The organism is Allorhizobium sp. NPDC080224, from assembly GCF_050281005.1.
GTDB lineage: Bacteria > Pseudomonadota > Alphaproteobacteria > Rhizobiales > Rhizobiaceae > Allorhizobium.
Genome location: NZ_JBNNWJ010000001.1, coordinates 1,990,414 through 2,012,943 on the forward strand (window position 1 = coordinate 1,990,414; position 22,530 = coordinate 2,012,943).

The 22,530-nt window shown below is 61.5% G+C and carries 20 protein-coding genes; 15 read left to right on the forward strand and 5 right to left on the reverse strand.

What is annotated here, in order from left to right; translation table 11 throughout:
- Nucleotides 1-4 precede the first annotated feature (4 nt).
- Nucleotides 5-457, forward strand: a complete 453-nt coding sequence (locus ACQKP1_RS10030; protein ID WP_006728396.1) for a type II toxin-antitoxin system RatA family toxin — start codon at nt 5-7, stop codon at nt 455-457.
- Here the strand turns inward: ACQKP1_RS10030 and ACQKP1_RS10035 are convergent.
- A complete protein-coding gene (locus ACQKP1_RS10035) occupies nt 442-948 on the reverse strand; it encodes a CinA family protein (RefSeq protein WP_427275112.1) in 507 nt (168 codons plus the stop codon). The genes ACQKP1_RS10030 and ACQKP1_RS10035 overlap by 16 nt on opposite strands.
- Nucleotides 948-2,156: a bifunctional 2-C-methyl-D-erythritol 4-phosphate cytidylyltransferase/2-C-methyl-D-erythritol 2,4-cyclodiphosphate synthase gene (locus ACQKP1_RS10040; RefSeq protein WP_427275113.1), complete on the reverse strand. Its 1,209-nt coding sequence runs from the start codon at nt 2,154-2,156 to the stop codon at nt 948-950. The genes ACQKP1_RS10035 and ACQKP1_RS10040 overlap by 1 nt, the downstream gene beginning before the upstream one ends.
- Nucleotides 2,157-2,314: 158 nt before the next feature.
- On the opposite strand from ACQKP1_RS10040, the gene dusB reads away from it, so the two are divergent.
- From dusB to bchJ, 11 genes are all read left to right on the forward strand, one after another.
- Entirely contained in the window at nt 2,315-3,331 is a 1,017-nt protein-coding gene (dusB, locus tag ACQKP1_RS10045; RefSeq protein WP_427276433.1) for a tRNA dihydrouridine synthase DusB, read from the forward strand.
- Nucleotides 3,328-4,461: a two-component system sensor histidine kinase NtrB gene (locus tag ACQKP1_RS10050; RefSeq protein WP_427275114.1), complete on the forward strand. Its 1,134-nt coding sequence runs from the start codon at nt 3,328-3,330 to the stop codon at nt 4,459-4,461. The genes dusB and ACQKP1_RS10050 overlap by 4 nt, the downstream gene beginning before the upstream one ends.
- Entirely contained in the window at nt 4,461-5,912 is a 1,452-nt protein-coding gene (gene ntrC / locus ACQKP1_RS10055; RefSeq protein ID WP_203016063.1) for a nitrogen regulation protein NR(I), read from the forward strand. The genes ACQKP1_RS10050 and ntrC overlap by 1 nt, the downstream gene beginning before the upstream one ends.
- 180 nt (nt 5,913-6,092) lie before the next feature.
- Nucleotides 6,093-8,360 (forward strand): sensor histidine kinase NtrY-like, encoded by a 2,268-nt coding sequence (locus ACQKP1_RS10060; RefSeq protein ID WP_203016065.1) that lies wholly within the window; start codon nt 6,093-6,095, stop codon nt 8,358-8,360.
- Nucleotides 8,350-9,714 (forward strand): sigma-54-dependent transcriptional regulator, encoded by a 1,365-nt coding sequence (locus ACQKP1_RS10065; RefSeq protein ID WP_427275115.1) that lies wholly within the window; start codon nt 8,350-8,352, stop codon nt 9,712-9,714. Before ACQKP1_RS10060 ends, ACQKP1_RS10065 begins: the two co-directional genes overlap by 11 nt.
- A gap of 49 nt (nt 9,715-9,763) precedes the next feature.
- Nucleotides 9,764-11,140, forward strand: coding sequence for a Trk system potassium transporter TrkA (gene trkA / locus ACQKP1_RS10070; RefSeq protein WP_203016069.1), 1,377 nt, complete (start codon nt 9,764-9,766; stop codon nt 11,138-11,140).
- Between the two features lie 13 nt (nt 11,141-11,153).
- A complete protein-coding gene (locus ACQKP1_RS10075) occupies nt 11,154-12,017 on the forward strand; it encodes a D-amino-acid transaminase (protein ID WP_427275116.1) in 864 nt (287 codons plus the stop codon).
- A 111-nt stretch (nt 12,018-12,128) separates the two neighbouring features.
- Nucleotides 12,129-12,380, forward strand: coding sequence for an RNA chaperone Hfq (gene hfq, locus ACQKP1_RS10080; RefSeq protein ID WP_006728386.1), 252 nt, complete (start codon nt 12,129-12,131; stop codon nt 12,378-12,380).
- Between the two features lie 67 nt (nt 12,381-12,447).
- A complete protein-coding gene (gene hflX, locus ACQKP1_RS10085; protein ID WP_427275117.1) occupies nt 12,448-13,782 on the forward strand; it encodes a GTPase HflX in 1,335 nt (444 codons plus the stop codon).
- Between the two features lie 84 nt (nt 13,783-13,866).
- Nucleotides 13,867-15,492: a magnesium-protoporphyrin IX monomethyl ester anaerobic oxidative cyclase gene (gene bchE, locus ACQKP1_RS10090; RefSeq protein ID WP_427275118.1), complete on the forward strand. Its 1,626-nt coding sequence runs from the start codon at nt 13,867-13,869 to the stop codon at nt 15,490-15,492.
- Nucleotides 15,479-16,240, forward strand: a complete 762-nt coding sequence (gene bchJ, locus ACQKP1_RS10095; RefSeq protein ID WP_427275119.1) for a bacteriochlorophyll 4-vinyl reductase — start codon at nt 15,479-15,481, stop codon at nt 16,238-16,240. The genes bchE and bchJ overlap by 14 nt, the downstream gene beginning before the upstream one ends.
- Here bchJ and ACQKP1_RS10100 read toward each other — a convergent pair.
- The 3 genes from ACQKP1_RS10100 to ACQKP1_RS10110 are packed head-to-tail and all read right to left on the reverse strand — an operon-like array spanning nt 16,140 to nt 18,804.
- The gene (locus ACQKP1_RS10100) at nt 16,140-17,357 is read right to left on the reverse strand and encodes an FAD-dependent oxidoreductase (protein ID WP_427275120.1); all 1,218 of its coding nucleotides are present in this window, start codon (nt 17,355-17,357) and stop codon (nt 16,140-16,142) included. The two genes, bchJ and ACQKP1_RS10100, sit on opposite strands and share 101 nt — an antisense overlap.
- Nucleotides 17,358-17,363: 6 nt before the next feature.
- The gene (mazG, locus tag ACQKP1_RS10105) at nt 17,364-18,197 is read right to left on the reverse strand and encodes a nucleoside triphosphate pyrophosphohydrolase (protein WP_427275121.1); all 834 of its coding nucleotides are present in this window, start codon (nt 18,195-18,197) and stop codon (nt 17,364-17,366) included.
- Between the two features lie 19 nt (nt 18,198-18,216).
- Complete coding sequence (locus tag ACQKP1_RS10110; protein WP_427275122.1) at nt 18,217-18,804, reverse strand: deaminase; 588 nt, start codon at nt 18,802-18,804, stop codon at nt 18,217-18,219.
- A 269-nt stretch (nt 18,805-19,073) separates the two neighbouring features.
- Here ACQKP1_RS10110 and cysG point away from each other — a divergent pair, with 269 nt between their 5' ends.
- From cysG to ACQKP1_RS10125, 3 genes are read left to right on the forward strand one after another with little or no spacing between them, the layout of a single operon-like run.
- Nucleotides 19,074-20,516 carry a siroheme synthase CysG gene (gene cysG / locus ACQKP1_RS10115; protein WP_427275123.1) on the forward strand — a complete coding sequence of 481 codons (1,443 nt, stop codon included), beginning with the start codon at nt 19,074-19,076 and terminating at the stop codon, nt 20,514-20,516.
- A 1-nt stretch (nt 20,517) separates the two neighbouring features.
- The gene (locus tag ACQKP1_RS10120) at nt 20,518-20,832 is read left to right on the forward strand and encodes a DUF2849 domain-containing protein (RefSeq protein WP_148168994.1); all 315 of its coding nucleotides are present in this window, start codon (nt 20,518-20,520) and stop codon (nt 20,830-20,832) included.
- Between the two features lie 15 nt (nt 20,833-20,847).
- Complete coding sequence (locus ACQKP1_RS10125) at nt 20,848-22,521, forward strand: nitrite/sulfite reductase (protein WP_427275124.1); 1,674 nt, start codon at nt 20,848-20,850, stop codon at nt 22,519-22,521.
- Nucleotides 22,522-22,530: the final 9 nt, after the last annotated feature.

Sequence of the window (22,530 nt, forward strand, 5' to 3'; positions counted from 1 at the left end):
TGGCATGCCACAGTTTGAAACCCGCCGCCTCGTCAAGCACTCACCCGAACGTATGTATGCCCTCGTCGCCGACGTTGAGCGCTACCCGGAATTTTTGCCGCTCTGCGAAGCGCTAACCATTCGCTCGCGCCGCGAACGCGACGGCAAGGAACTGCTGCTCGCCGACATGACCGTGGGCTACAAGGCGATCCGCGAGACCTTCACGACGCAGGTTCTGCTGACGGCAGCCGAGCGCGCCATCGATGTCAAATACATCGAAGGTCCGTTTCGGTATCTCGATAATCGCTGGCGGTTCGAAGAAGCCGGCGAGGGCGCCTGCTCGGTTCATTTCTACATCGACTACGAGTTCAAGAACCGCATCCTGGGCGCGCTGATGGGCTCGATGTTCGACCGCGCCTTCCGCATGTTTTCGGAAGCCTTCGAGGCGCGCGCCGACAAGATTTACGCAGGCGTCTGAGCGGCGCCAGCCAGCATGGCGAGTGCTGTCCTGACGGTTGCGAGCCGCACCTGATCGCGGCCGATATCGCCGTAGCGCATCTCCCGGTGATCGATATGCCCGCTGCGGCTCCGAAGCGCCACATGCACCGATCCGACAGGCTTGTCAGCCGATCCGCCACCCGGGCCAGCAATGCCGGTCACGGCGACCGCCACATGGGCGTCTGAACGGATCAGTGCGCCTTGCGCCATCTGCAATGCTGTCTCCTTCGAGACGGCCCCGAAAGCTGCAAGCGTTACACTCGAAACGCCGATCAATTCCATCTTTGCCTGGTTCGTATAGGTGACGAAGCCACGATCGACGACCGCTGAAGAGCCGGCAATCTCCGTCAGCGCACCGGCGATCAGGCCACCGGTGCAGGATTCGGCCGTCGCAATCATCCAGCCGAGATCCCGATAGGCCGCGATGACCGTTGCGGCCTGCTGCTCGATATCCGCCGGATAGATCCCCATCAGTCCGCTCCCCGGAAGACGACGGTTGCCGTTGCGATTGCGGCGATGCCTTCCCCACGGCCGACAAAGCCGATCTTCTCGTTGGTCGTCGCCTTCACCGAGCAGCGATCAAGCGAGATGTCGAGGATCTCGGCGAGCTTCTCCCGCATCGCCTGACGATGCGGCCCGATCTTAGGCTCTTCGGCAATTAGCGAAATATCCGCATTCATGATCGTGCCGCCGGCACCGCGCACGACCCTTGCTGCGTGTTCAAGGAAGATGCGCGATGGAGCGCCCTTCCATTGCATGTCCGAAGGCGGAAAGTGATCACCGATATCGCCGGCACCGCAGGTGGCAAGCAGTGCGTCTGTCAGGGCATGTAGCGCGACATCGGCATCGGAATGGCCCTTCAACTTCTGATCATGCGGAATGAAGATGCCGCAGAGCGTGACACCGTCGCCGGGCTCGAGCTGATGCACATCATAGCCGTTTCCAGTGCGAACGTCGGGGAGGGCGCTAGCCTTCAGTTTCTCGTCGGCCATGGCGATATCTTTCTTTACGGTCAGTTTGACATTGTCGATCGAGCCCGCGACGAGCTGGACAGGTATGCCCGCCCATTCGGCGATCGAGGCGTCGTCGGTGAAGTCCACTGCTTGCTCGGTCGCGGCGCGCTCGTGGGCGGCCAGGATAGTCTCGTAGTGGAAGCTCTGTGGTGTCTGCGCAGCGTAAAGATCGTTGCGGGGCACGGTGGCTGTGACGACGCCCGAGGTGTCGCCCCGTTTGATCGTGTCCGAGACGGGTATGGCGGGCAGCACGGCCGGTTTTCCCGCATCGAGTTCGAGTGCGATCCGGTCCAGAAGAGCCTCGTCGACAAAGGGACGCACACCGTCCTGGATCATCACATGCCGAACGCCCCGATCGTGCAGGGCCTTCAACCCGTTGAGCACTGAAGCCTGGCGGGTGGCGCCGCCCTCGACCACGATCAAAGAATCCCGGGAAGAGAGATCGACAAGGGCGGTTTCCAGCAACCCATGATCCTCCGGGTGGATGACGAGGACGATAGGGCCGCTCCTGGGCCAGTCGAGAAAGCGTTTCAGCGTATGCCAGATGACAGGTTTGCCGCCAATGCGCCTGTATTGCTTCGGCCCTTCGACGGAAGCGCCGGCGCGTTCACCTCGGCCAGCGGCAACCACGACGATCCCGATTGTTCCGCTCCGCTCTTGCTCCATTGCCTCGCCTGGTCCATGACACATTTTCTTCGCAACCGTGCTCTATCGGCTCGCCATCGGCTTTTCCAGCATTTGCACGAATTTTTGTCGAACGGTGAGCTTTGCCTCTTGGCAAGCCAGAGAACGCTGGCTAAAAATAGTGCAAATGCGCTCTATGCCTGAAAGATAATCATTTGAATTCCGTCGCGTTGGACACGCCCTTCAGCATTGGCCCGGTTCCCGTTCGGAACCGTGTCGTGCTTGCGCCGATGTCGGGCGTCACGGACCTGCCGTTCCGCCAGCTCGCCTTCCGCTTCGGCGCCGGCCTCGTGGTCACCGAAATGGTGGCGAGCCGCGAACTGGTCTTCAACGCAGCCGAAAGCTGGTCACGGCTGAAAGGGGCAGGGCTCACCCCGCATATGGTGCAGCTTGCCGGACGTGAGGCGAAATGGCTTGCCGAAGCCGCTGTGATCGCCGAGGCCAATGGCGCCGATATCATCGACATTAACATGGGCTGCCCGGCCAAGAAGGTGATCGGTGGTTATGCCGGCTCCGCCCTGATGCGCGAACCGGACCACGCCCTGTCTCTGATCGAGGCGACCGTCAAGGCGGTGAAGATTCCGGTGACGGTCAAGATGCGCCTCGGTTGGGACGACACCTCGATCAATGCACCCGATATTGCTGCACGCGCCGAAGCCGCCGGCGTACAATTAATTACCGTGCATGGCCGCACCCGAATGCAGTTCTACGAAGGCAAGGCGAATTGGGATGCGATCGCCGCCGTCCGTGACGCCATCCGGATTCCGCTGATCGCCAATGGCGACGTCGAAACCGTCGAGGATGCCCATGAGATCCTGCGCCGCTCCGGCGCCGATGCCGTCATGATCGGTCGCGGCTGCCAGGGCCGCCCATGGCATGCCGGCGTTCTCGCAGGTCATGCGGGCCCCGCTGCATCTGAGATGTCGGATGTCGTCGTGGACCACTATCGTGCGATGCTGGATCACTATGGTGCCGAAGTCGGCGTGCGCCACGCCCGCAAGCACCTCGGCTGGTATCTCGATCGCCATGCGCCGGGTCTCGCACCGGAGGCGAAGGCATCCATCATGACATCGAAAGATCAGGGCTTCGTTGTCGGGGCCTTGCAGCGGGCACTCTCGGAGAACGATGGCGTACGCGCCAGACAGGAGGCCGCATGACGGCGAATGACAAGAGCGGTGGCCTTGCCATGGCCGTGCTCAACGCCATCCAGAACCCGGTGGTGATGGTGGATGCCAATGGGCATATCGCTTTCGCCAACTGGGAGGCCGAGGCCTTTTTTGGCGCGAGCGCCACCCATCTCGCCCGCTACCGTATTTCGACATTCATCCCTTTCGGCAGTCCGCTGCTGTCGCTGATCGAACAGGTGCGCGAACGCCGCGCGCCGGTCAACGAATACCGCGTCGATTTGAGTTCGCCGCGTCTCGGCCAGGAAAAGCTCGTCGACCTCTATGTGGCACCGGTCCTCAGCCAGCCCGGCAATGTCGTGGTCGTTTTCCAGGAACGCTCGATGGCGGACAAGATCGACCGGCAGCTGACCCATCGCGCAGCGGCCCGATCCGTCACCGGCCTTGCCTCCATGCTGGCGCATGAGATCAAGAACCCGCTCTCCGGCATCCGCGGTGCTGCGCAATTGCTGGAGACAGCCGTCACCGATGAAGATCGGGCGCTGACCCGCCTGATCTGCGACGAGACGGATCGTATCGTCTCGTTGGTCGATCGCATGGAGGTCTTTTCCGACGAGCGGCCGGTCGACCGTCAGTCGATCAACATCCATTCGGTGCTCGATCAGGTGAAGGCGGTGGCGAAAGCAGGCTTTGCCCGCAACATCAGGATCACCGAGAATTATGACCCGTCGCTGCCGCCGGTCTACGCAAATAGGGACCAGCTGGTGCAGGTCTACCTAAACCTGGTGAAGAATGCATCGGAGGCCATCGGCGAGCGCTCCGACGGCGAAATCCAGCTGACAACGGCCTATCGCCCCGGCATTCGCCTCTCGGTCGCCGGCTCCCGCGAAAAGATCTCCCTGCCGCTCGAATTCTGCGTCCATGACAATGGCCCCGGCGTGCCATCCGACCTGCTCCCGCATCTCTTCGACCCCTTCATCACGACGAAGACGAATGGCTCGGGTCTCGGTCTGGCGCTCGTCGCCAAGATCATCGGTGCCCATGGCGGGATCGTCGAATGTGACAGCCAGGCGAGCCGTACCACCTTCCGGGTCCTGATGCCCATGTCGAAAGAGACGGCGCTCGAAGATGCGCCTTTGCCAAAATCCACGGGAACGAACTGATGACAGCGACGATCCTTGTTGCAGATGACGATGCTGCGATCCGCACGGTCCTGAACCAGGCGCTGAGCCGCGCGGGTTACGATGTCAGGATCACCTCCAATGCGGCGACCCTTTGGCGCTGGATTTCTGCGGGCGAGGGCGACCTCGTTGTCACCGATGTCATCATGCCCGACGAAAACGCTTTCGATCTTTTGCCGCGCATCAAGAAGGCGCGGCCGGATCTGCCGGTGCTGGTCATGAGCGCCCAGAACACCTTCATGACCGCGATCAAGGCGTCCGAGAAGGGCGCCTATGATTACCTGCCCAAGCCCTTCGATCTCACCGAACTGATCGCCATCATCGGTCGCGCGCTGTCGGAACCGAAAAAGCGACCCGCCCGTCTCGACGACGACACGCAGGATGGCATGCCGCTGGTCGGTCGTTCGGCAGCCATGCAGGAAATATACCGCGTACTTGCGCGTCTGATGCAGACGGACCTGACGCTGATGATCACCGGCGAATCGGGTACCGGCAAGGAGCTGGTCGCCAAGGCACTGCACGACTACGGCAAGCGCCGGAACGGTCCTTTCGTCGCCATCAATATGGCGGCCATCCCGCGGGACCTGATCGAATCGGAGCTCTTCGGCCACGAGAAGGGCGCCTTCACCGGCGCGCAGAACCGTTCCACCGGACGGTTCGAACAGGCCGAAGGCGGCACGCTCTTCCTCGATGAAATCGGTGATATGCCGATGGATGCACAGACCCGTCTGCTCCGCGTGCTGCAGCAGGGCGAGTACACGACCGTTGGCGGCCGCACCCCGATACGCACTGATGTCCGTATCGTCGCGGCAACCAACAAGGACCTGAAACAGTCGATCAATCAGGGGCTCTTCCGCGAAGACCTGTATTACCGACTGAATGTCGTGCCGCTTCGCCTGCCGCCGCTTCGCGATCGCGCCGAAGATATCCCCGATCTGGTCCGACATTTCATCCAGCAGGGCGAAAAAGAAGGCCTCGATTCCAAGCGTTTCGACCACGAGGCGCTGGAGGTGATGAAGGCCTATGCCTGGCCCGGCAACGTGCGCGAGCTGGAGAACGTGGTACGCCGCCTGATGGCGCTCTACCCACAGGACGTGATTGCCCGTGAAATCGTCGAGCAGGAACTGCGCGCTGATGTCGCCGACAGCCCGATCGCCAAAGTCGGGATGCCCTCGGGCACGATGACGATCTCCCAGGCTGTCGAAGAAAACATGCGGACCTATTTCGCATCCTTCGGCGATGCGCTTCCGCCCTCAGGTCTATACGACCGCGTTCTGACCGAGATGGAGTATCCGCTGATCCTCGCCGCCCTGACCGCCACCCGTGGCAATCAGATCAAGGCGGCCGATCTGCTCGGCCTGAACCGCAACACGCTGCGCAAGAAGATCCGCGAACTCGGTGTGTCGGTTTACCGCAGTTCCCGCTCGGCTTGACAAGGCCCAAGCCGCCGTTGCAATTTCGCCACAATGCGTTGCTCAAAAGCCACGTTGCTTCGTGGCCTGACCCGCTGTTGGCGTGAGCCAGGTTCGTCGGAGTTTTGCAGCATACAATTTGCCGCGATCGAGAGATCGCCGCATTAACGAGATCCGGTTACGCGGATCCGGGGGAAGATGATGGCACGCGTGAGGACTGCCTCCGCAGCGGACGTCGACAGCGCGCTAGCGCAAGATCGGCGCGCATCCTTCGCACTGCCGGGCCTTTTATTGGCTGGCGGCGCGCTCCTGTGTGCGTCTCTGACCTTGCCGATTTTGCTGGGCCTCACGTCGATCGAGCCGACCTCAGAGGTCCTCGTTGCTTCTGCCGTCATCAATTCGCTGTTTATCGTCGGGCTTATGTTCCTGATCGGGCGCGAAGTGATGCGTCTCTTCAAGGCGCGCAACCGAGGCCGTGCCGCTGCGCGTCTGCACGTTCGAATCGTCGCCCTGTTCTCGATCATCGCGATCACGCCGGCGATCCTGGTCGCGATTTTCGCGTCAATCACCCTTAATGTCGGTCTCGACCGTTGGTTTTCGATCAGAACGCAGTCGATCGTCTCCTCGTCGATGAATGTCGCCCAGGCCTATATGTTGGAAAGCGCAAGCTATCTGCAGGGTCAGACGATCTCGATGGCCAACGATCTGGAGCGCAATCGCTCCCTCTTCTATCTTGATCGCCAGGGCTTCGTGGATCTGATGACGCGTCAGGCCCGGGGCCGCGGCATGCTGGGCGCCTTTCTGGTGCGCGAGGACGGATCGGCAATCAGCCAGGCAGATATCGATACGGACAAGCCACTTCCGGCCATTCCGCGCGATGCCCTTGGCAGCGCTGCTTCCGGCCAGCCGACGCTGATCCCGCCTGGCATCACGAACCTCGTCGGCGCCATCATCAAGCTGGACAGTATCTCCGGCACCTTCCTCTATACGATACGCGCCGTCGATCCGAAGGTCATGCAGGCCATGCGCTTGATGGAGGAGAACACCGCCGAATACCAGTCGATGGAAGATGGCCGAACGACGCTGCAGATCGCTTTTGCCATTCTCTATCTCGGCTTTGCGCTGATCGTTCTGCTCGCAGCGATCTGGACGGCAATCGCGGTTGCCGACCGGATCGTAAGACCGATCCGGCTGTTGATCGGCGCGGCCGACAGCATCGCCTCGGGGAACCTCAACGTCATCGTGCCGGTACGCGCCGCCGATGGCGACGTCGGCAGCCTGTCGCGGACCTTCAACAAGATGGTCTCGCAGATCCGCTCGCAGCGTGACGAGATCCTTGAGGCCAAGGACGAGGTCGACGACCGTCGCCGCTTCATCGAGGCCGTATTGTCCGGTGTCACGGCCGCCGTCATCGGCGTCGAGGACGATGGCATCATCACCATCGTCAACCCATCGGCCGAGTATTTCCTGGCATTGCCGGCCGAGCAGTTGATCGGACAGAAACTCGCCCTGGTGGCGCCAGAAGTGGATCGTGTTCTCGCAGAAGCAGCCGTCCGCCATCGCGGTGGTTACCGCGAGCAGATCAACATGATCCGCGGCGGCAAGGAGCGGACGCTCAATGTGCAGGTCACGCGCGAGGAGACACGCGGCTCGGTTGATTCCTATGTCATCACCCTCGACGAAATCACCGATCTGGTCGTGGCCCAGCGTTCGACCGCCTGGGCCGACGTTGCCCGGCGTATCGCACATGAAATCAAGAACCCGCTGACACCGATCCAGCTGTCGGCCGAACGCCTCAAGCGTCGTTACGGCAAGCAGATTGCCGAGGATGACAAGGCCGTCTTCAACCAGTGCACCGATACCATCGTCCGCCAGGTCGAAGACATCGGCCGCATGGTCGACGAGTTCTCGGCCTTTGCCCGCATGCCGAAGCCGACGAAGCAGCGTTCCGACCTGCGCGAAATCCTGACGGACGCCGTCTTCCTGCGCGAAATAGGCAGTGCTGAAATCGAATTCCAGCGTGATTTCGGCGATGAGCCGCTCGAAGGAAACTTTGATGCACGCATGCTGGCGCAGGCGGTCGGCAACATCGTCAAGAACGCCGTGGAAGCGATCGAAGCCGTGCCGAAGGACGAACTTGGCGAGGGCGGCAAGATCCTCGTCAGGTCCGCCTTCGACGGTGACCAGGACCGGTTCATTGTCGATGTCATCGACAACGGCCGTGGGCTGCCGAGCGAGAACCGCCACCGGATTCTCGAACCTTACATGACGATGCGCGAGAAGGGCACCGGCCTCGGCCTCGCCATCGTGAAGAAGATTATTGAAGAGCATGGCGGGCAGCTAGAGCTGCACGACGCACCGGCCGATTTCGACCGGGGCAGGGGCGCGATGATCCGCATCATCCTGCCGCGCGCAGACACTGCCGCCATCGAGACTGAAAGCGATAAGGAAAAGGTCCATGGCCTCTGATATTCTCGTAGTCGACGACGAAGAAGACATTCGCGAGATCGTCTCCGGCATTCTGAGCGACGAAGGGCATGAAACCCGGACGGCGCATGACGCCGATAGCGCGCTGGCCGCCATTTCGGATCGCGTGCCACGGCTGGTCTTCCTCGATATCTGGATGCAGGGCAGCCGCCTCGACGGCCTGTCGCTGCTCGACGAGATCAAGACCCGCCATCCGGAACTGCCGGTCGTGATGATCTCCGGCCACGGCAACATCGAAACCGCCGTCTCCGCCATCAAGCGGGGCGCCTTCGACTTCATAGAGAAGCCCTTCAAGGCCGACCGCCTGATCCTGATCGCCGAGCGCGCGCTGGAGAACTCCAAGCTGAAACGCGAGGTCTCCGAATTGAAGCGCCGCACGGGTGACGCGATCGAACTGATCGGTACTTCAGTCGCCGTCTCGCAATTGCGCCAGACGATCGAAAAGATTGCGCCGACCAACAGCCGCATCATGATCTTCGGCCCTTCCGGTTCGGGCAAGGAACTCGTCGCACGCATGATTCACAAGCGCTCGGCCCGCTCGGGCGGACCGTTCATTTCGCTGAACGCGGCGGCGATCACGCCTGATCGCATGGAGATGGCACTGTTCGGCACCGAGGGCACGCCGGGCCAACCGCGCCGGATCGGTGCGCTTGAAGAGGCCCATCGCGGTATTCTCTATCTTGATGAAATCGGCGAAATGCCACGCGAGACGCAGAACAAGATCCTGCGCGTGCTCGTCGAACAGCAGTTCGAGCGTGTCGGCGGATCCAAGCGCGTCAAGGTCGATGTGCGCATCATCTCGTCGAGCGCCTACAATCTGGAAAGCCTGATTGCCGAAGGCCGGTTCCGCGAGGATCTGTTCCATCGTCTGGCCGTGGTCCCGGTCAAGGTGCCGGCACTTGCCGAGCGCCGCGAGGATATCCCCTTCCTCGTCGACATGTTCATGCGTCAGGTTTCCGAGCAGGCCGGCATCCGCCAGCGCAAGATCGGCGACGACGCGATGGCGGTTCTGCAGGCCAATGACTGGCCGGGCAATATCCGCCAGCTGCGCAACAACATCGAGCGGTTGATGATTCTGGCGCAGGGCGACAGTCCCGACTCGCCGATCAGCGCCGAAATGCTGCCGCAGGATCTCTCCGACATGCTGCCGAAGGTGTCCGCGCGCAATGATACCCACATCATGACCCTGCCGTTGCGCGAAGCGCGCGAGATGTTCGAACGTGACTATCTGATTGCCCAGATCAACCGCTTTGGCGGCAATATTTCACGGACCGCGGAATTCGTCGGCATGGAACGCTCGGCCCTCCATCGCAAACTGAAATCGCTTGGCGTATAAGCGGGCGAAACGAATCCGGTAGACGCGAACCTGGGGCAGGAAGCTTGCCATGAAAGTCATCATCTGCGGCGCGGGCCAGGTCGGTTACGGTATCGCCGAACGCCTCTCCCAGGAAGGCAACGACGTCTCGGTAATCGACACTTCGGCGTCGCTCGTCTCGCACATCACCGAGACGCTCGATGTCAGCGGTTATGTCGGGCACGGCGCCCATCCGGACGTGCTGGCGCGCGCAGGTGCCGACCAGGCAGAAATGCTGATCGCCGTCACGCTTTATGACGAGATCAACATGACGGCCTGCCAGGTCGCGCATTCGCTCTTCAACGTGCCGACCAAGATTGCCCGTATTCGCTCGCAAAACTATTTGCGTCCCGAATACTCGGATCTGTTCAGTCGCGATAATCTGCCGATCGACGTCACGATCTCGCCCGAGATCGAGGTCGGCAAGATGGTCCTGCGCCGGATTTCCTTCCCCGGCGCCACCGATATCGTCCGTTTCGCCGACGACCATATTGCGATGCTCGCCATCGAGTGCATGGAAGACTGCCCTGTTGTCGACACGCCACTCAATCAGCTGAGTGAACTCTTTCCCGATCTCATGGCCACCGTCTGCGCCATCTGGCGCAATGGCCGCCTGCATGTCGTTCGCTCGCAGGACCACCTGCAGGTAGGCGACCTCGCCTATGTCATCTGCCAGCGGGACCATGCCCGTCGAACCCTTGGCCTCTTCGGCCATGAGGAACAGGAAGCCGCTCGTATCGTCATCGCCGGTGGCGGTAACATCGGCTACTACGTCGCCAAGTCCATCGAGCAGATGCAGCCAAAGACGCGTCTGAAGATCATCGAGAACGACCGCGAGCGCGCGCTATCCGTATCCGATCAGCTGCAGGACGGCATTGTGCTGCACGGATCGGCGCTCGACCAGAACATCCTTCAGCAGGCCGACATCCAGGATGCCGACCTGATGGTGACGCTCACCAACAATGACCAGACGAACATCCTGAGTGCCGCCATGGCCAAGCGCCTGGGCTGCAAGTCGGGTATGGCGCTGATCAACAGCCCGTCCTTTCATGATCTGGCCACCTCGATCGGCATCGATGCCCATATCAACCCGCGTGCCGTGACGATCTCGCGCGTACTCCAACATGTGCGCAAGGGCCGTATCCGCGCCGTCTATGCGGTCCAGAAGGGCAAGGCCGAGGTGATTGAGGCCGAGGCGCTTGAGACCTCGCCGCTCGTCGGCAAACCTTTCCGTGAACTCGAGCTTCCGCCCGGCCTGCGCGTGGGCGCAATCCTGCGCGACAAGACCGTGATCCGCCCGGATGGTGAAACCAAAATCAAGGCCAAGGATCGCGTGGTCATGTTCGCAGCCGCCGACGCCGTGCGCCATGTCGAGCAGCTCTTCCGCGTTTCGATCCAGTATTTCTGAAGGTCCCAATCCCATGCCACGCATCGCCTATGTCAATGGCCGTTACCTGCCTCATGCCGACGCGGCGGTGCACATCGAGGATCGCGGCTACCAATTCGCCGATGGGGTCTACGAGGTCTGCGAAATCCGCCATGGTGTGATCGTCGATCTCACCCGGCATCTCGATCGCCTTGACCGTTCGTTGTCCGAACTCCAGATGAAGACCCCGATGAGCCGCGCGGCCCTGACCCAGGTCATCCGTGAAGTGGCACGCCGCAATCGTGTGAAGAATGGTCTCTTCTATCTCCAGGTGACGCGCGGTGTGGCCCGGCGCGACCATGTCTACCCCTCAGCCGACACGCCGCCGAGCCTGGTGATCACAGCCAAGATCACCGATCCCTCTGTCATCGCGAAGAAGAACGAGACGGGACTGAAGGCAATCACTCTGCCGGACAACCGTTGGGATCGCGTCGACATCAAGACTGTCGGCCTTTTGCCAAATGCCATGGCCCGTCAGGCGGCCAAGGAGAAGGGTGCGCAGGAAGCGATCTATGTCGATTCGCGCGGTATGGTGACGGAAGGGGCGGCGACCAATGTCTGGATCGTCGACAAGGATGGGGTGCTTGTCACCCGACCCGCAGAACACGGCATCCTTCGCGGAATTACCCGTACCGGCTTGATGGACGTGACCGAAAAGCTTGGCATCCGCGTCGAGGAGCGAGAATTTTCCCGCGAGGAAATGCTCACCGCGCGCGAGGTCTTCATCACCGCCGCCACCAGTATCTGTTTTCCGATCGTCGAAGTCGACGGCCAGCCGATCGGAAACGGCCATCCCGGCGCCATGGCCGAGCGCATCCGTTCGACCTTTTTCGACGTTGCGGAGAAGACGGTGATTTGATACCACGTTTTTTCGGCGAAGGGACGAGGGGCATTTTCCCTGCGCTGATCAGTTACCAAACAATAATCACACCGGTCGCAAAGCACCGGCAAGAAAGAAAGAAGCGGCGCCATGGCGGAACGTTCTCAGAACCTGCAGGATCTCTTCCTCAACACCGTAAGAAAGCAGAAGATTTCGCTGACGATCTTCCTGATCAACGGCGTGAAGCTCACCGGTGTTGTGACATCCTTTGACAATTTCTGCGTTCTCCTGCGTCGCGACGGCCATTCCCAGCTCGTCTACAAGCACGCCATCTCGACCATCATGCCCGGCCAGCCGATGACGATGTTCGAGAACGACGAAGCCTCCTCCGGACAGGACTGAGATCATAACCAGCCGCGATACAACAAACGATTCAATCATCCCGGAGGACGAAAAGGGCCGGGATGACATGCGGGCGCTTGTGCTCGTGCCGGTCCTGAAGCAAGCCAAGGCGCAACCGCTGCCCGAAGGCGCTCCACCGGCACCGAGCCGCTCCAACGAAGCGCGTCTCGAAGAGGCGATCGGCCTTGCCCGCGCCATTGATCTCACCATCGTTCAGGGTCTGATCGTCCAGATCAACCAGCCGCGTCCGGCAACGCTGATGGGGTCCGGCAAGATCGCTGAGGTCAAGGCACTGCTCGACGAGCATGATGCCGGTCTCGTCATTGTCGATCATCCGCTCACTCCGGTTCAGCAACGCAATCTCGAAAAGGAATGGGGCGCCAAGGTCATCGACCGCACCGGCCTCATCCTCGAAATTTTTGGTCGTCGCGCCTCCACCAAGGAAGGCACGCTGCAGGTCGAACTCGCCCACCTGAACTACCAGAAGGGCCGTCTCGTGCGGTCCTGGACCCACCTTGAGCGTCAGCGCGGTGGTGCGGGCTTCATGGGTGGTCCGGGTGAAACCCAGATCGAAGCCGACCGCCGCCAGCTGCAGGAGAAGATCATCAAGCTCGAGCGCGAGCTTGAGCAGGTTGTTCGTACCCGCCAGTTGCACCGCGCCAAGCGCCGCAAGGTGCCGCATCCGATCGTGGCCCTGGTTGGCTACACCAATGCCGGCAAGTCGACACTGTTCAACCGCATCACCGGTGCGGGTGTTCTGGCCGAAGACATGCTGTTTGCAACGCTCGATCCGACGCTGCGACGCATGAAGCTGCCGCATGGTCGAACCGTGATCATGTCGGACACCGTCGGTTTCATCTCCGACCTGCCGACGCACCTCGTTGCCGCCTTCCGCGCGACACTCGAAGAGGTGCTGGAAGCCGATCTGGTGCTGCATGTCCGTGACATGTCGGATCCGGATAACGGCGCCCAGTCGGCAGATGTCCTGCGCATCCTCGACGATCTCGGCATTGACGACAAGGAACGCGCCGAGCGCATCCTCGAAGTCTGGAACAAGATCGATCGTCTCGACCCTGAGAACCACGACGGCCTTCTGCAGAAGGCGGCGGGTCGCGAAAACGTCCTGCCGGTCTCCGCCGTCACGGGCGAGGGCGTCGACACCCTTCTCGACGTCATCTCGCAGCGCCTCTCGGGCGTGCTGACCGAAGCGACAATCACCATTCCCAGCGACAAGCATGCGGTGATTTCCTGGCTCTATGAAAACGGCATCGTCGATGGCCGTGAAGATCACGAGGACGGCTCCGTCAGCCTCGACGTGCGCCTGACCGATCGGCAGGCCAACGAGTTGGAGCGGAAGCTCGGCGGCCTGAAGCCCCCCGTCAGGGAAGACTGGGAGCGCTGAAAGCGCGTCTTCACCGCTTGATCCAGGTCAACTGATCGCTCGACCATGTGTGTCAACTTTTGTTTACACACATGGGAGGTGGTCATGCGCGTCGTCTTCATTCATCCGAACTATCATTCCGGCGGCGCCGAGATTGCCGGCAACTGGCCACCAGCCTGGGTCGCCTATCTCGGCGGCGCGCTGAAGTCCGCAGGCTTCACTGACATCCATTTCCTTGATGCCATGACCAACGACATGACCGAGGATCGGCTGCGCGAGGAATTGCGCAGTCTACAGCCGGATTTGATCGGCTGCACCGCAATTACCCCGTCGATCTACATGGCCGAGCGCTGCCTGGAGATCGCCAAGGAGGTCTGCCCACAGGCGCTCCGTGTCCTCGGCGGCATCCATGCCACTTTCATGTACCAGCAGGTGCTGACCGAGGCGCCCCATATCGACGTCATCGTTCGTGGCGAAGGCGAGGAGATCATCGTCGAACTCGCCCGCGCCTTTGCCGCCGGCAACTGGAAGAAGGCGAGGGCAGGGATCAAGGGCCTCGCCTATATCACCGACGACGGCAAGATCATCGCCACACCTGCTGCACCCACCGTCAAGAATTTCGATGCCGTCGAGCCGGACTGGACGCTGCTCGAATGGGAAAAATACATCTACGTGCCCCTCGGCGTCAGGGTCGCGATTCCCAATATGGCGCGTGGCTGCCCCTTCACCTGCTCCTTCTGCTCGCAGTGGAAGTTTTGGCGCGACTATCGCATCCGCGATCCGAAAAAGGTGGTCGACGAGATCGAAAAGCTGGTCAACGACCACCAGGTCGGCTTCTTCATCCTGGCCGACGAGGAACCCACCATCAACCGAAAGAAGTTCATCGCCTTCTGCGAGGAGCTCATCGCCCGTGGTCTACCGGACAAGGTCAAATGGGGTATCAACACCCGCGTCACCGACATTATCAGAGACGAGGAATATCTGGCACTCTACCGGAAGGCGGGCCTCGTGCATGTCTCGCTCGGCACGGAAGCCGCTGCACAGCTGAAGCTCGACCGCTTCAACAAGGAAACTAAGGTCGCTGAGAACAAGAAGGCGATCCGTCTGCTCCGTGAAGCCGACATCTTCACCGAGGCGCAGTTCATCGTCGGGCTGGAGAACGAGACGGCGGAGACGCTGGAAGAGACCTATCGCATGGCGCGCGACTGGAACCCGGATCTCGCCAACTGGGCCATGTACACCCCCTGGCCCTTCTCGCCGCTGTTTCAGGAATTGGGCGACAAGGTCGAGATCTTCGACTTCTCGAAATACAATTTCGTCACGCCGATCATGAAGCCAGATGCCATGGACCGGGCCGAACTGCTCGACCGAGTGATGAACAATTACCGCCGCTTCTACATGATCAAGGCGCTCTTTCATTACCCCTGGCGCGGCAAGGGTTTTCGCCGCCGCTATCTGCTGGGTTGCCTCAAGGCCTTCATGAAGGCTGGCTTCGAGCGCAAGTTCTACGATCTCGGCAAGCACAATTACTGGGGGCCGCAATCGAAGGACAAGGTCGATTTCGGCTTCGACATGAGCCGCAAGATCGCACCAGCCCAGATGGCCGACTGGCAGGCGGCCTCCGACCGCGCAAGCCAGCTGCGCGCCCGCAAGGCTGGTGCCGCGGAAGAAGCGCGGACACCCGTGCTTGCCTGCGGCGGAGGGCCGGAGAGCCACGATGCCCACGTCTGAGGCCCGCCTTTCGGGAAGGGAAGCTGAGGGCTCTGATGGAGAGACGGAACTTGCCCGCAGCGGCACGCCGATCTCTGACGGCAACGGCGCCCGGATCGGGCCTAACAGCCTGATCCAGACGGGACAGGCGCTCGCGGCGCTGTTTGGCGAAGAGACGGCGCGCATGATCTTCGACCGCGCCGGCATCGGCCATCGCTACGCCAATCCACCCGGCACGATGCTGGATGAACGAGAGCCGCAGCGGCTCTTCGCCATGCTTTGCGACACCTTGTCGGATCAGGATGCCACCCACGTCCTGGCGGAAGCCGGACACCGTACCGGCCACTATCTGCTGGCCAATCGCATCCCAAAACCGGCACGCCGCCTGTTGCCACACCTGCCAACCGCCGTCTCTTCTCGCCTGCTTGTCCTTGCCATCTCGGCTCACGCCTGGACGTTTGCCGGGAGCGGCCGGTTCTCAGCCGAGGTCCGTGGCTGGCGCCAACCGGTCATTCACCTGGCGATCAAGAATAACCCCTTGGCAACGCCCGGCTGCCCCTGGCATGGAGCCGTCTTCGAACGCCTCTTCGGAACCTTGACCGCAACCCAAGTTTCGGTGCTACACCCTCGCTGCCAAGCCAGGGGCGATGACTGTTGCGAATGGACGATTACGGCTGCGACCGGCTCACGGTGTCCTGCCCGAATGTCTCGGAGAGCCGCAGCTGACCGACCGGATCGAGAAGATCGCCCGTCACAAGCGTCGAGATGATGGATCGCACGCCCGGCAAGGTCGTCACGGGCGCGATCAGGTGATCGCGAAACGCAGGCAGGAGACGGCTGTCCGATTGGTAGAAGGGTGTCAGCACCCGACTGAGAAACTGGTAGCTGCGCACATGCATCTGCCTTTGCCGCAAATGCCGCGCGATGGCTTTTTCCACATCCTGTGCGTGAACCAGCGCGGAGACGAGCGATGCAGCGTCGAGCAGCGCCATGTTTGCGCCCTGGCCGAGTTGTGGGCTGGTCGCATGCCACGCATCACCGATCTTCAGCGCATGGCGCCCGATCACCGGCGGACGCGTCTGGTGGCGATAGCGCGCATGAACCGGCTCCGCGACGGCCGCAAGCGGAAGCGCCTTCGGCCAGAGCTTGGCCACCGCCTCCAGCCAAGCGTCGCGGCCAGCCTTGACCCATTCGGGATGATCCGCGGTGCGCAGGCTCCAGAAGAAGGTCGCCATGGTGGGCGCCCCTTCGCGGGCGGTCCCGACCGGCAGCACACCGGCCATCCGCGAGGCACGGTCATAGCGTTGTTCGAGCAAGTTCTCCTGGAATGGCCCGCCATCGGGGAAGGGCACCGTTGCCCAGAGCGCCCCATAACTGAGTTCGGTATCAGGCCGACTGCCGATCGGGGAATTGGCGCCCATGGCATCGATCACAAGGTCTGCCGGCAATGACCGCGAACCATCTTGGAAGACGAGACGAGCACGAGGCCCCGGCTCAATACCGCTGATCCGCGCCGATGCCTCGAAAGCCACACCGGCGGTGCGAGCCGCTTCGAACAAGGTGTCGAACAGCGCCACCCGCTGGACAGCGATCCCGAATTCGCCCGACCGGTAGCGCACGTCGAGCACCGGCTTGCCGCCGTCCTTCAGGCGTCCGACCATCCGATCGATCCGTCGCCCGCGCGCGGCGACAAGATCGAGAAGCCCCATGGCCGAAAGGACCTGAGCTCCCGTCGGCTGCAGCACGAAGCCGGAGCCCACCGGACGTGGCGCATCCATCTGGTCGTAGAGTGTCACAGAGGCGCCGAACCGGGCCAGCATCGTGCCGAGCGCAAGTCCACCTACACCCGCGCCTGCAATGGCCACATCGAATCCATGGAGCTTCATGCTGGTTCAGCCGATAGGTCGCGTGAGGCTCTTGGCGGCCTGCCAGAGTTCTTCCATCCGTTCCAGTGAAGCCGCTTCCAGCGTTTCGCCTGATGCATGAAGAGAAGTTTCTATATGTCTGAAACGATTACGGAACTTCGTGTTTGTGCCGCGCAGTGCCTGTTCCGGTTCCGTCCCCACATGCCGACCGATATTGACAAGGGCAAAGATCAAGTCGCCGAGTTCGTCCTTGACCTTGTCAGGTTTGTTTTCGGCCAGCGCCTCACGCAATTCGCCGATTTCCTCCTCGATCTTGTCGAGGATGGGCGTGGCCTCCGACCAGTCGAACCCGACCTTGGCGGCACGCTCTTGCAGCTTTAACGCTTCTGTGAGCGCCGGAAACGACCGCTGTACCGAGCCGAGATAGCCGGTGTCGGGATCGGCAGCGGATCCACGGGCCGCGCGGCGTGCGAGACGTTCAGCTTTCTCTTCCTGCTTGATCTTGTCCCACTGCGCCTTCACAGCGTCAGGCGTGTCGGCATCGGATCGCGCAAACACATGCGGATGCCGCCGGATCATTTTGCACGTGATGGATTCGACCACGTCTCCGAAAGAGAACAGGCCTTCATCTTCAGCAATACGGGCATGAAAGACCACCTGTAACAACAGATCGCCCAACTCCTCGCAGAGATCGTCCGGATCCTTGCGCTCAATCGCGTCAGCGACTTCATACGCCTCCTCGATCGTATAGGGCTTGATCGTCTCGAAGGTCTGGACGATGTCCCAGGGGCAGCCGGTCTCGGGCTGGCGCAGCGCCGCCATGATCTCGAGCAGGCGGTTGATGTCGGTGGAAGCTTCCATTGTAATCCCGTATACTCGCTCAGTTGAGCGGAATGTCGTTGTCGCCCTTGGACGACTGGTAGGTGTCCGACAACAGGTCATACCGGGCCTTGATGCGGCTCACCTGTTCGAAGAGTGCGGGGCGATCGGCATCGCTGGCGGAGGCCACCATTTCGATCATCGCATGGCTCAGCCAGAAGGCGTTCTGCCGCCGATAGCCGCCGGGCTCCAGGCCGAAGACCTCCTTCAGAATCTTGAGATCATGGGGGATGGCAAAGGCGTCGCGGCTGTCCTCGTGGCTGAAGAAATAGTAGAAATTGTCGAAACCGGCCCAGGTGATCGCCGACATGCACATCGTGCAGGGTTCATGGGTCGACAGAAAGATCAGGTCCCTGGTATCAGGTCGCTCGCCCTGCTCGTAGAAGCGCTTCAATGTATGAACCTCGCCGTGCCAGAGTGGGTTTTCCAGCTCGTTGTTGGTCTCGGCGAGCACGAGGGACAGGTCCGACTTGCGGAGGATCGCGGCGCCGAAAACCTTGTTGCCGGCAGCGACGCCTTTGGCAGTCAGCGGCAGGATGTCATGTTCGATCACGTCGAGAAGGCGACGGGTAAGTTCGGGTGTGGTCAAGGTGGCGCGCTCCGCAGTCTTGTGCAATGCAATCTTAGCGCTTGCCGAGCAGCGGCCGAAAGGGAAATGATGCACCCACTTCGGTTTTCCCAGCCATTTAGGCGAGGGCGAGAGCGATCGCGTCAGACTTTGAACACAACGGTGCATTTTGCTCGCAAGGGCGAGGAGACTAGGACAGAAATACCTCAGTGCGGGGGCGAAGGGATTCCTGTTTCTTCAATTCTCAAAGCCGAAACGCGATGATGAGGCTTACTTTGAACGGATGATTCATGGCACAGCAGGACAAACAGCTTTCGGTCTTCCCGGCCTTCTTCAAGGTCGAGGGTAAGGTCGCCGCCGTCTTCGGAAACGGTGACGAGGCCTATGCCAAGGCGCGCCTGCTGAAGAACACCGAAGCCCGCATCATCGCCTATGCTGATGCCCCGGAAGAGGATTACGCTGCCTTCCTCGCAGCGAATGGTATCGAGCAGATCGCCGCGCCATTCGATCCTTCGCAGGTCGAAGGTGCCCGTCTGGTGTTTGCCGCAACGGGTGAGGGCGCTCTCGACCGCGAGATCGTCTCCGCCGCCCGCGCTGCCCGCATCCCCGCCAATGCCGTCGATCAGCCCGACTATTGCGATTTCTACACACCCGCTCTCGTCAATCGCGCCCCAATTGCGGTCGCCATCGGCACCGAAGGCGTAGGCCCGGTTCTCGCGCAAATGATCCGCGCCGATATCGACCGTCTTCTGCCGCGTTCGCTCGGCAAGCTCGGTCGCCTTGCCAATTCCTATCGCCGCGCCGTCGACCGCCTCGTCCCTCGTGGCGCTCCGCGTCGCCTGTTCTGGCGCGATTTCTTCAAGGGCAAGGTCGCCGATCACGTCGAGGCGGACGAGATCAGCCTGGCCCGCCGCGAAGCCACCCGCTTGTTGAAGGGCGTTGCTGCCGATCGCGTTGAAGGTCGCGTTTTCCTCGTCGGTGCAGGCCCGGGTGCGGAAGATCTGCTGACGCTGCGTGCCCATCGCCTGATGATGGAATGCGACGTGATCGTCTATGACGCGCTAGTCCCGCGCGAAGTCGTCGACATGGGCCGCCGCGATGCCGAGCGGATCCCGGTCGGCAAGCGCAAGGGCTGTCATTCGAAGTCTCAAGGTGAGATCAACGCGCTCCTCGTCGAGCTTGGCCTTGCCGGCAAGCGTGTCGTCCGTCTGAAGTCGGGCGATCCGCTGGTCTTCGGTCGTGCCGGAGAAGAGATGGCAGCACTTCGCGATGCAGGAATTCCTTATGAGATCGTCCCCGGCGTGACCTCGGCACTTGCTGCCGCTGCCGACTTCGAACTGCCGCTGACCCTGCGCGGCGTATCCTCGTCGCTGGTCTTCACCACCGGCCACGATTTGCAGGGCAACGTCCTGCCGGATTGGGCGCGTCTTGCGCTATCGGGTGCCACAGTCGCCGTCTATATGGGCCGCACGGTGGCGGCCTCCGTCGCCGAACGCCTGATGGCAGGCGGCCTCGCCGAGGACACGACCGTTGCGGTCGTCGAAAATGCCGGGCGCCGCGACAGCCGCCTGCTGCACGGTACCCTCAAGGAATTGCCTGGACTGGAGGCTAGCACGGAGCTGACGGGTCCGGTCATGGTTATTATCGGCGACGCCGTCGCCGGCGCCGATTTCAGCCGCTCCGAACCCTTGGGCGCGCGCGTGACGGCTGAACTGGAAACGCAGAGGAATTGACATGGTAGACAAGGTTCTGACAGCAAACCGCCTGACCGACGGCATCGCCGTCTGGCTGGACGCCAGCGGCCAGTGGACCGAGCGGCTGCAGGAAGCCTTCGTTGCCCGCCATGCCGAGGCTGTCGAAGCGCTGGAAACCGCCGGCAAGCAGGCCTTTGCCAGCAATCTCGTCGTCGATGTGAACGTCATCGAGATCGAGGAGAAAGACGGAAAGCTGCGCCCCTTGCGCCTGCGCGAACGTATCCGGGCGGAAGGCCCGACCATTGCATATGCCGAGGGTCACGGTTATGCCGACCCGGCATTCATTGCGGCTTGAGGCCTGAGGTAAGACATGTATCGTTATGACGAATTCGACCACGCCTTCGTATCGGCGCGCGTAGAGCAGTTTCGCGACCAGGTGGCCCGCCGCCTGTCGGGTGAGCTTGCCGAAGACGCATTCAAGCCGCTGCGCCTGATGAACGGCGTCTATCTCCAGCTTCATGCCTATATGCTGCGCGTCGCCATTCCCTATGGCACGCTGAATTCGAAGCAGATGCGCATGCTGGCCCATGTCGCCCGCAAATATGACCGCGGCTATGGCCATTTCACCACCCGCCAGAACATTCAGTACAACTGGCCGAAACTGTCTGATACGCCGGCTATCCTGGAAGATCTCGCAAGCGTCGAGATGCACGCCATTCAGACCTCGGGCAACTGCATACGCAACGTGACCGCCGACCATTTCGCTGGTGCGGCCGCTGACGAAGTCGCCGATCCGCGCCCCTATGCCGAGATCCTGCGTCAGTGGTCCTCGCTGCATCCGGAATTCTCTTTCCTGCCGCGCAAGTTCAAGATCGCTGTCACCGGCGCAGAAAAGGACCGCGCCGCGATCCAGGTGCATGACATCGGTCTGCATCTGAAGAAGAACGCATCAGGCGAACTCGGCTTTGCCGTCTATGTCGGCGGTGGCCAGGGCCGCACCCCGCTGATCGCCAAGAAGATCCGCGACTTCCTCCCCGAAGCCGATCTTCTGACCTACATCACCGCGATCGTGCGCGTGTACAATCTGCATGGCCGCCGCGACAATAAGTACAAGGCCCGCATCAAGATCCTCGTGCACGAAACCGGTGTCGAAGAACTGACGCGTCAGGTGGAAGCCGAATTCGCCGAGATCCAGGACAGCGAACTGAAGCTGCCGGAAGGCGATATCCGCGCCATCGAGACCTATTTTGCCCCGCCGGCACTCACCGCCCGTCCGGACGGCTGGGAAGCACTGGCCCGTGCGCAGAAGGCCGATCCGGCCTTCGCCGCCTGGGTCAAGCAGAACGTTCAAGCACATCGCCATCCGGACCACGCCATGGTGACGATCTCGCTGAAGCCGATCGGCGGCACGCCGGGCGACGCTTCGGATGCACAGATGGATCTGGTGGCCGATCTTGCTGAGCGCTATGCGTTCGACGAAATCCGCGTCAGCCACGAACAGAACCTGATCCTGCCGCATGTCGCCAAGGGCGACCTCTATCCGCTCTATCAGGCGCTTGAGAAGGCTGGGCTGGCGACGGCCAATTCCAACCTGATCACTGACATGATCGCTTGTCCTGGCTTGGACTACTGCGCGCTTGCCAATGCGCGCTCCATACCGCTCGCGCAAGAAATCTCGACCCGCTTCGGCTCCCAGGCCCGCCAGGAAGAGATTGGTGAGCTCAAGATCAAGATCTCCGGCTGCATCAACGCCTGCGGTCACCACCATGTTGGCCATATCGGCCTGCTCGGTGTCGAGAAAAAGGGAGCCGAACTTTACCAGATCACGCTTGGCGGGTCCGGTGACGAGAACTCCTCCATCGGCGAGATCATCGGTCGCGGTTTCGAGCCGGAAAAGGTGACGGATGCGGTCGAGACGATCGTCGATACCTATCTCGGCCTGCGCCTGGATCCAAAGGAGACCTTCCTCGAAGCCTATCGCCGTGTCGGCCCGAAGCCGTTCAAGGACGCGCTTTACGGCAACGCTTCAGCTGAAGCCGCGTGAGACTGGAAG

Excerpts from the sequence above, each read along its gene's own strand:
- ntrC (WP_203016063.1), top strand. The coding sequence starts at position 4,461 with ATGACAGCGACGATCCTTGTTGCAGATGACGATGCTGCGATCCGCACG.
- ACQKP1_RS10040 (WP_427275113.1), bottom strand. The coding sequence starts at position 2,156 with ATGGAGCAAGAGCGGAGCGGAACAATCGGGATCGTCGTGGTTGCCGCT.
- bchJ (WP_427275119.1), top strand. The coding sequence starts at position 15,479 with ATGCCCACGTCTGAGGCCCGCCTTTCGGGAAGGGAAGCTGAGGGCTCT.
- ACQKP1_RS10075 (WP_427275116.1), top strand. The coding sequence starts at position 11,154 with ATGCCACGCATCGCCTATGTCAATGGCCGTTACCTGCCTCATGCCGAC.
- ACQKP1_RS10030 (WP_006728396.1), top strand. The coding sequence starts at position 5 with ATGCCACAGTTTGAAACCCGCCGCCTCGTCAAGCACTCACCCGAACGT.
- mazG (WP_427275121.1), bottom strand. The coding sequence starts at position 18,197 with ATGGAAGCTTCCACCGACATCAACCGCCTGCTCGAGATCATGGCGGCG.
- ACQKP1_RS10065 (WP_427275115.1), top strand. The coding sequence starts at position 8,350 with ATGGCCTCTGATATTCTCGTAGTCGACGACGAAGAAGACATTCGCGAG.
- trkA (WP_203016069.1), top strand. The coding sequence starts at position 9,764 with ATGAAAGTCATCATCTGCGGCGCGGGCCAGGTCGGTTACGGTATCGCC.
- bchE (WP_427275118.1), top strand. The coding sequence starts at position 13,867 with ATGCGCGTCGTCTTCATTCATCCGAACTATCATTCCGGCGGCGCCGAG.
- hflX (WP_427275117.1), top strand. The coding sequence starts at position 12,448 with ATGCGGGCGCTTGTGCTCGTGCCGGTCCTGAAGCAAGCCAAGGCGCAA.
- ACQKP1_RS10060 (WP_203016065.1), top strand. The coding sequence starts at position 6,093 with ATGGCACGCGTGAGGACTGCCTCCGCAGCGGACGTCGACAGCGCGCTA.
- ACQKP1_RS10125 (WP_427275124.1), top strand. The coding sequence starts at position 20,848 with ATGTATCGTTATGACGAATTCGACCACGCCTTCGTATCGGCGCGCGTA.
- ACQKP1_RS10035 (WP_427275112.1), bottom strand. The coding sequence starts at position 948 with ATGGGGATCTATCCGGCGGATATCGAGCAGCAGGCCGCAACGGTCATC.
- cysG (WP_427275123.1), top strand. The coding sequence starts at position 19,074 with ATGGCACAGCAGGACAAACAGCTTTCGGTCTTCCCGGCCTTCTTCAAG.
- hfq (WP_006728386.1), top strand. The coding sequence starts at position 12,129 with ATGGCGGAACGTTCTCAGAACCTGCAGGATCTCTTCCTCAACACCGTA.
- ACQKP1_RS10120 (WP_148168994.1), top strand. The coding sequence starts at position 20,518 with ATGGTAGACAAGGTTCTGACAGCAAACCGCCTGACCGACGGCATCGCC.
- ACQKP1_RS10100 (WP_427275120.1), bottom strand. The coding sequence starts at position 17,357 with ATGAAGCTCCATGGATTCGATGTGGCCATTGCAGGCGCGGGTGTAGGT.
- ACQKP1_RS10050 (WP_427275114.1), top strand. The coding sequence starts at position 3,328 with ATGACGGCGAATGACAAGAGCGGTGGCCTTGCCATGGCCGTGCTCAAC.